The following is a 7058-nucleotide window of genomic DNA, read 5'->3' on the forward strand; positions in this document are numbered from 1 at the left end:
GCTGCCCGCGCGACCTGCGTCAGGTCCGTTCGCTGAACCCGACGCCGGAACGCCTCGCCGCAAGCCGTTCCGTGCACCTGCACCAGTCCTGCGTCACGCCCTCGCCGCATCGGGGTACGCCTCCCATCCTCACAGAGACCCAGACGAGTGTCCGCAAATCATCAGATCGGCTCACTGCCTTCCCGATCCACGCCCCTCATCGCGCTCCTCTGCCTCCCCTTATCCGGTGCTCTCCTGCCCCAACCCTGAACGAGAGCGCCAGCGTACCGCCGGATCCGGCCGTAGGCTTCCGCACCATCAAAACACCGCTTCATCAGGCAAGCCTGCCGCTCGGGAATTGATTCTGCCGCAAGAGCGATGCTTCCTGTCCCGGACCATCCCGATACTTTCGAACAAACGCCCCAATGTGAATGCAGCTCGGGCTCGATGCGAGCAACCACCGCGGCGACCCCTCTCAACCATTTGATTTTCAGAGCCTTTTCCGCACATCATCCGCGCCCGGATGCCGCGCGATGTTAATTTTGTCATTTTGATGCGATGAGAGGGTTGACTAAAGCCGCCGCATCGTTACATAAGCGCCACGTTGATTTGCTGATGGATCAACCGGCGGCGCTGCTGCTGAGGGTGTCTGGTCGGAACGTCTGACACGGCACCGTCCCTAAATGTTGTTGGGGAATAGGTTAACGGTAGACCAGCGGACTCTGACTCCGTTAGTCCTGGTTCGAATCCAGGTTCCCCAGCCATTTCTCTTCCGATCTCCTTGAAATTGCTGACCTTTTCCGTGCTTCCGATTTGGCTCCGCCGCGTCATCTGCAACTGATGCCCAAAACTGATGCCCACAGGTGATGCCCAATCGCCTCCGGGCTGGAGGGAACAAGAGCGGATGGCACTGCGACGGCACCAGGTCGAGAACCTCGTCTTGCGCGGACCGGTCTTCTACTGGCGGGCCCGCATTCCGGCAGGCTTCAATGCTGCGGGCAGGAACGCTCGCCTCTCATTGAGTCTTCGCCTGTCTGACCGTAAGAAGGCGTCTGTGGTGGCGCGTCGCCTGAACGCGCTGCTCTTGCAGTTGGAACTTGTCCCCAAGGCGCGGATGGCAACGAAGGAACAGCTGGCCAGGATCTTCGCCCTCGAAATCGAGGCGATGCGCGAGGAGATCGAGAACCTTGATCGCATGGCGAGGCGCAATCGGAGCTTGCGCGATCCGGTACATCGCCAGGCTGACCGCCAGGCCGGTCTGACCTACCGCGTGCTGGAGCGCTACGGCCCTTGGGAAGACCTCGATTTCGATCCGGGCAGTGAGGTGTACGCCGAACTGCTCGCCGCCGGAGCCACCGAAGATGACATCCCGTGGATCGCCGAGATGTTCCGGAGCGAGCGCAAGGAGATGCTTGCCGATCGGGCTGGAACCGGCAGGACGTCCTTCATGCGCGATGTCCTCCACCGGATGGCTCAGGTGGGCCTCGATGACACGGTCGCTAACCGGGAGGCTGCTGCGGAAACGATCTATCGCGCCCGTGCGGATGCTTGGCTCGCTTCCGCAGCCGACCCGCGCAAGCCCAGCCTGATCAAACGTCCTGAACCTCCAACGTCGCAGCCGGTCGAAACGATGCCGGTGCCTGAACCCGCTCGGCCGCGCATTCTTTCCGCGCTCCCGCGTGGGGAGCGACGCCGTACGCAGATCTACTCGCCATTCTGCGTCGAGTTTCTACCCGCGCTCCCGCGTGGGGAGCGACGGCGCGATTTGTCCTGCCCTAGGGCATCGAGGTCGTTTCTACCCGCACTCCCGCGTGGGGAACGACCCTGACAGAGATGCACATCGAGGGCGAGCTCAAGGAGTTTCTACCCGCACTTCCGCGCGGGAAGTGACCCGGTATTGAGTGCATCCAGATAACGGAGCACATGTTTCTACCCGCACTTCCGCGCGGGAAGTGACTCTCGCGCGCGCGCGTAGTAGATAATTTTATAAATGTTTCTACCCGCACTTCCGCGCGGGAAGTGACGCTAGCGCCGCAATGGCTTGAACCAATTGCGGAAATCGGGCCTGCAGCGCGAGTAGAGGTCTCAAAGGGGCCCTTGTCGCCGCAGGCGACAAATCCTATCGCACATTTCCTTCACGATTTCAAAGAGCTGGGCCAAGCGCGAATCTCCCGGCCCTTTCGGGCACGCATGGGGTTCGCACAGGAACGGCGGAACCCCTTGGCGCTGCCTCAGAAGATCAAGGGGCCATCGAGATCGGTGGCCGGCTTTGCTCCCACGTGCTCTATCTTTCCGCGCCAGTTGGCGCCCAGATAGTAATAGCGCAGGCTGTCTGTCTCACGGTCGATGATCTGCTCCAGCCGCGCCTTCAGCTTCGTCCATTGGGCAGGATCCACTTCGATCTCGAAGACCGAATACTGCACACGCTGGCCGAAGTCGCGGCAGGCCTTCGCCACGCGGCGCAGCCGTGCGGCCCCCTTGGTCACCAGCACCAGCATGGATCACTTCCAGAACCAGGGCGGATAGGCATCGAGATCGCCGCGCAGATGCCGCGCAAGAAGCTGCGCCTGAAGATAAGGCACGAGCCCGAGTGGCGCATTTTCCTCCAGGAAGGGATGGCGGCGCTGCTCGCGCTTGCGCTCCTGCCAGGCGGAAAGCACGGTCTTGCGCGCCTCTTCCGTGAGAAAGACAGCACCACTGTCCTGCCGCTCGAAGTCGCCGGCCCGCAGCTGGCGGCGGTTGATGAGCGACAGCGCCAGCCGGTCGGCAAGCACCGGCCTGAGCTCCTCCATCAGGTCGAGCGCGAGGCTCGGCCGTCCGGGCCGGTCGCGATGGAGAAAGCCCACCGCCGGGTCCAGCCCCACGCTTTCGCAGGCGCTGCGGCAGTCGTGCACGAGCAGGGTGTAGAGGAAGGAAAGAAGCGCGTTTACGGGATCGAGCGGCGGCCGTCGCGAACGCCCGGTCCAGCGCATCTCAGGGTCGGGCGAGCGGATCAGGTGACCGAACACGGAGAAATATATGTTGGCCGCCTCGCCCTCGGAGCCGCGCAGCCGGTCCGTGTCCTCGTCCGACAGCTCCACCCGGCGCATGATGTGGGCAAGCCGCTCGGTCGCGGCAGCAAGAGCATCGCGTGCGGCAGTGTCCATTTCCCCGTCATGGTCACGCAGCGCGCGCATGAGCACGGACCGCTGGTTGGAAACCTTGCCAAGGACCAGCGAGCGCACGATCTCATCCGGCCGGTCGGCAATGCGGTACTGGGCCCGCCGTAGCAGAACATTGCCGCTCACCGGTCCCTCCACCCGCGCCTGGAAACGGCCGTTGCGGTCGAGCAGCGCGACGGCGATGCCCCTTGCCGCGCAAGCGCCCACCAGCGCCGGCGACAGCAGCACCGGACCAAAAGCGACGATCGAGGCCAGCATGTGGAAGGGCACGCGGCCGCGCTCCGTACCCTCCACCTCAACTACGAGGTTCTCGCCATCCTTGCGCAGGGAGGCGTTCTCGGTGGTGATATACACCGTGTTGAGGAGCTTCTTCATGGCTCCGCCGTGCCCTCCCCCAGAAGCTGCGCGACCATGCGGCTGCGCCAGGCCCTTGCGGGCCGTGCCACGGCGTCCGGCCGGCAGATCTCCTTCAGCGAGCAGGCCCGGCAGCGCTGCCTGAGAACCGTGGGCGGCGGCGTCCTGCCCGATGCCATCACCTCGACGAAGGCCTGCGCCGTCTCTTCCGTGAGCGTGCGCAGCCCGGCATCGAAGGGAACCTCGAGGCGCCGTTTGGTCTCGCCATAGAACAGCGCGCCCCTCGGAACCGGCACGCCGGTCATCTCCTCCAGGCAGATCGCCTGCGCGCAGAGCTGCACCTCGTCGGCGCGGTGAAGCTTGGGCCTGCCGCGCTTGTACTCGATGGGATAGGGGACCTCAGGCCCATCCGCCTGCGGATGGAACTCGACCACGTCGATGATGCCCGTCAGGCGAAGCCGCGCCGAGGCGACTGGCAGGGCCATCACCCGGCGCAGGCCCCGCGCCCAGCGTCCGCCGCCCTTGTCGGCCACGGCGTGCATTACATGCCCTTCCGCGGTGAAGCGGTTGTCCTCCCACGCCTGCTCGAGGTGTATCAGCGCTGCCTGCCGCAGGCAGTAGACCGCATGCTGGAGCGCGGAGATGGGGATGAAATCCTCGCGCTCCATCGGTATTCCTCAGACGAGAAGCGGGAAGGCGGAGCGGCCGCCACTAGAGGAGTTCATCGACCTCCACCCCATCAGGAAGCCCGTCGCGGTCAATCTGGACGATGTAGTCGGAGAAGGAGCGCGGATAGACAACGCCCTCCTTCTTTTCCACCTTCACGCGATCGAACAGATCCTGGGCGCGAGCATTACCCAGATGATTGCCGTGCTTGAAGACGATCAGCTTGCAGGCGCTCATCTGGCCGCGGGCGGCCGAGCGGTCATGGTCAAACATGCTGCGCAGGGCCTCGAAAAAGAGCGCGAGGTCCTCCTCAGAAAAACCCGTGTCCTTGGTTTCATCGCCCGCGAGGCTGGCGGAAATGAAGCCATGGCTGCGATAGAGCGCGTAGGGAAGAATGTGCTTGCGCCCCATGGTGCGCTCCTTCTCCATGTCGCGCTCATTGGTCACCGAGGACCGCGTGATGGATATTTCCTGCGGAACGATCGGATCGATCGACTCTGCGAAGGTCATCTGAATCGGGCCGCGGACCTGACCGGCATTCACCTCGGTCGTCATGACAGCACCGAACGCGCGGATGTCAAAGAAGTTGTCGCACATCCAGCGCGTGATGGCGCGGGCCTGCGCTTCTTCCTTCGGCAGCTTCTTTCCCTTGGTGTCCGGCTGCAGGCCGAGCGCCTTGTAGGCCTCCCGGTGGAGGTTATTCAGGATCGCCCTTTCCCGCATGTAGATCGCATAGGGCGGCTGACCGCCCTTCATCAGATCCACGTAGTTGCGAACCTTCCGCTTCAGGGCGACGTCGGTCACCAGTCCCTTTTGTGTCTGCGGCTCGATGCGCGGCATGTTGCCGTTGTCGGGATCGCCATTCGGATTGCCGTTCCGGACATCAAACAGATAGACAAAATCATAGCGGTTCTTGATCGCGACCATGGTTATTCGTCCCCCTCATCCGCAATTTCCTCGTCATCCGGCACATCGCCCTCGTCATCCGGAACACGCTTGCCGTAGCGTTCCTGGTAGTAACCGATCAGAAACAGGCCCTGCTCCTCGTCGGAATGCTGGGCAGGGAAACCCTCCTGGAACGAGGCGGCCAGTCTTCCCAGATCGGCTCCGATCCCTCGGCCCACGCGCTTGGCGTGCTCGCTATCCTTGATCCACTTGGCGTCGGAATGGCCGTTGCGAAGACGCTTTATGTGGTGCTGCTCGGCATACATGATGAGCTTCGACATGACCTGCGCAGGTGTCGCCGCAGCAGAGGCCAGATACTTGTCTCTTACATTCGTGTTGATGTCGTCGCCGAGGGCAGCGCGCTGCGCCCGTTCAATAATTGCGAACAGCTTGCCCAAACGGCGGGCGGGATTTGGATCATCAGGGTCGGAACGCACGAGATAGTCCTCCTTTGGCAGGCGGCCTTCCTTGCGCATGTCGCGCACGATAACCGCCTTGATCAGCGCAACGCGGATCCTGTCCAGATGATGATCAGACCGGATCCGCATAAGGGTTTGCGCCAGAAGAGCACGCGGGAAACGATCGCCAGTCAGGATCGAGCGGAACAGTTCGCCGGAAAGCAGCGGTGACACCTGCTCGGTGTCGTAGCGGATCCGGTTGTTGCGGTCCCTTCTCGCCGGGGCTGTCCGCAACACCAGCCGGTTGATTGAAACCGGGCGATCGTCGGCGCCCATGTCCAAGCGAATGTCGTTCACATAGTCGCGGTAGTTGCGGGCCAGGTCCTTGAAATCGCTTTCGTAGTAAAAGCGGATGGAAAGGCGGGCCGCGTTCGGCGCAAGGCCAAGCACATGAATGCGCACGCCTTGATCGATTCTCTTGGCAAGATCTCCGGCTTCAAGGGCCAAGTCGGCAGCAATGTCGATACTGCCCCGGCACAGTTTCTCAAGGAGAATGCCAATTTCTTTCCGCGCATCCTCCTCCAATTTGGACAGGTCGGGGTTCAGCCCCAGCATTGATGCAAGCGTAGCCTCCGCCAGCAGGGCCGCTTCCGCATCCTCGGCATCCGCCCAGAAGACCGTCGAGGCATCGCCAATCTGAATGCGGTGATCGCGATCCGACAGCATGCGGTTGAGCGCCGTGGTGTAGGCAAAGGCCGCGTATTCCGAGACCGGCGCGTTGTTCCCCTTCTCGTGGCCGTAGGACGTGAAGGCGTCGAGGTTGAAGGAGACGATGGAGGCGCCTGACGACTGGGCGCCCCAGACACCCTTGATCGAAGGATGCAGACGCGCAACAGGCCCACGTTCGCCAGTCACCAGACAGATTTGGGGATTGTCGTCCTTCGGGGCGTTGATTTTCGCCCACAGGGCTTTGGATGCTGGCCTGTCGTGAAGATAAACCTGATCGAGACGTTCGCTTTCCAGCGCAAAGACCACGTTCTGGTCCCTGTAATCATCCTGCCACAGGGGCGGTGCGAACTGGTCCGGCGTCCATTTCTGCAGAAATAAAAGAAGCGCCCGCAGGCCGGGATCGTCCGCGCCGGCGAGTTCCCGCTCATGGCGCTCCCGGAAAGCCGCGTGCTCGCGGTCCGTGCGCTTTCCCTTGCCAGCGGTCACACCAGCGCATAGGACGTCTTTTCCCAAAGGAAATTGGATGAGATGTTGGAGGATTTCTTGGCGGGCTGCGGCACAAGCATCTTGCGCGGCTTGCGCTTGCGCCCCTCCCCCTCGAAAAGTGGCGAGACACTCGCCACTGTGCCGTCCTCGTTAAGGCCGACGACCAGGCCGATGTTTTCCATCGAATATCCAAACGGTGGCACGTCCTTCAGCCGCGTGTAGGCGCGGGTGAGAGAAGTGATCCACCCCCATTGAACGGGTCCACCTTGAAGTATGGTTTTGACCCTGAAGGAGGACCACAATGGCAAACAAGCGACACAAGCCCGACGAGATCGTCACG

General features: G+C 62.5%; 5 protein-coding genes, 1 tRNA gene and 1 pseudogene. 2 read left to right on the forward strand and 5 right to left on the reverse strand.

Translation table 11 applies throughout. From position 1 onward, the window contains the following. The first annotated feature begins 669 nt into the window (after positions 1-669). Positions 670-743 (forward strand) — tRNA-Gln (locus ABD906_RS03945). Positions 744-883: 140 nt separating this feature from the next. Beyond that, positions 884-1807 (forward strand): DUF6538 domain-containing protein, encoded by a 924-nt coding sequence (locus ABD906_RS03950; protein ID WP_345098330.1) that lies wholly within the window; start codon positions 884-886, stop codon positions 1805-1807. Positions 1808-2210: 403 nt separating this feature from the next. On the opposite strand, the gene cas2 is transcribed toward ABD906_RS03950, so the two are convergent. The 5 genes and pseudogenes from cas2 to cas8c form a co-directional block, all read right to left on the reverse strand. Further along, positions 2211-2477 carry a CRISPR-associated endonuclease Cas2 gene (gene cas2 / locus ABD906_RS03955; protein WP_345098331.1) on the reverse strand — a complete coding sequence of 89 codons (267 nt, stop codon included), beginning with the start codon at positions 2475-2477 and terminating at the stop codon, positions 2211-2213. Positions 2478-2480: 3 nt separating this feature from the next. Continuing rightward, positions 2481-3515, reverse strand: a complete 1035-nt coding sequence (gene cas1c / locus ABD906_RS03960) for a type I-C CRISPR-associated endonuclease Cas1c (protein WP_345098332.1) — start codon at positions 3513-3515, stop codon at positions 2481-2483. Beyond that, on the reverse strand, positions 3512-4162 hold the full coding sequence (gene cas4 / locus ABD906_RS03965; RefSeq protein WP_345098333.1) for a CRISPR-associated protein Cas4: 651 nt from the start codon (positions 4160-4162) through the stop codon (positions 3512-3514). The genes cas1c and cas4 overlap by 4 nt, the downstream gene beginning before the upstream one ends. Positions 4163-4205: 43 nt before the next feature. Continuing rightward, the gene (gene cas7c / locus ABD906_RS03970) at positions 4206-5087 is read right to left on the reverse strand and encodes a type I-C CRISPR-associated protein Cas7/Csd2 (RefSeq protein WP_345098334.1); all 882 of its coding nucleotides are present in this window, start codon (positions 5085-5087) and stop codon (positions 4206-4208) included. A gap of 2 nt (positions 5088-5089) precedes the next feature. Beyond that, positions 5090-6900, reverse strand: a pseudogene (gene cas8c / locus ABD906_RS03975) (type I-C CRISPR-associated protein Cas8c/Csd1). Between the last annotated feature and the right edge of the window lie 158 nt (positions 6901-7058).

It is taken from the genome of Chelativorans composti (assembly GCF_039541695.1).
Classification (GTDB): Bacteria; Pseudomonadota; Alphaproteobacteria; order Rhizobiales; family Rhizobiaceae; genus Chelativorans; species Chelativorans composti.

Coding starts and splice junctions, on each gene's coding strand:
- ABD906_RS03950 (WP_345098330.1), top strand. CDS start 884: ATGGCACTGCGACGGCACCAGGTCGAGAACCTCGTCTTGCGCGGACCG.
- cas2 (WP_345098331.1), bottom strand. CDS start 2,477: ATGCTGGTGCTGGTGACCAAGGGGGCCGCACGGCTGCGCCGCGTGGCG.
- cas1c (WP_345098332.1), bottom strand. CDS start 3,515: ATGAAGAAGCTCCTCAACACGGTGTATATCACCACCGAGAACGCCTCC.
- cas4 (WP_345098333.1), bottom strand. CDS start 4,162: ATGGAGCGCGAGGATTTCATCCCCATCTCCGCGCTCCAGCATGCGGTC.
- cas7c (WP_345098334.1), bottom strand. CDS start 5,087: ATGGTCGCGATCAAGAACCGCTATGATTTTGTCTATCTGTTTGATGTC.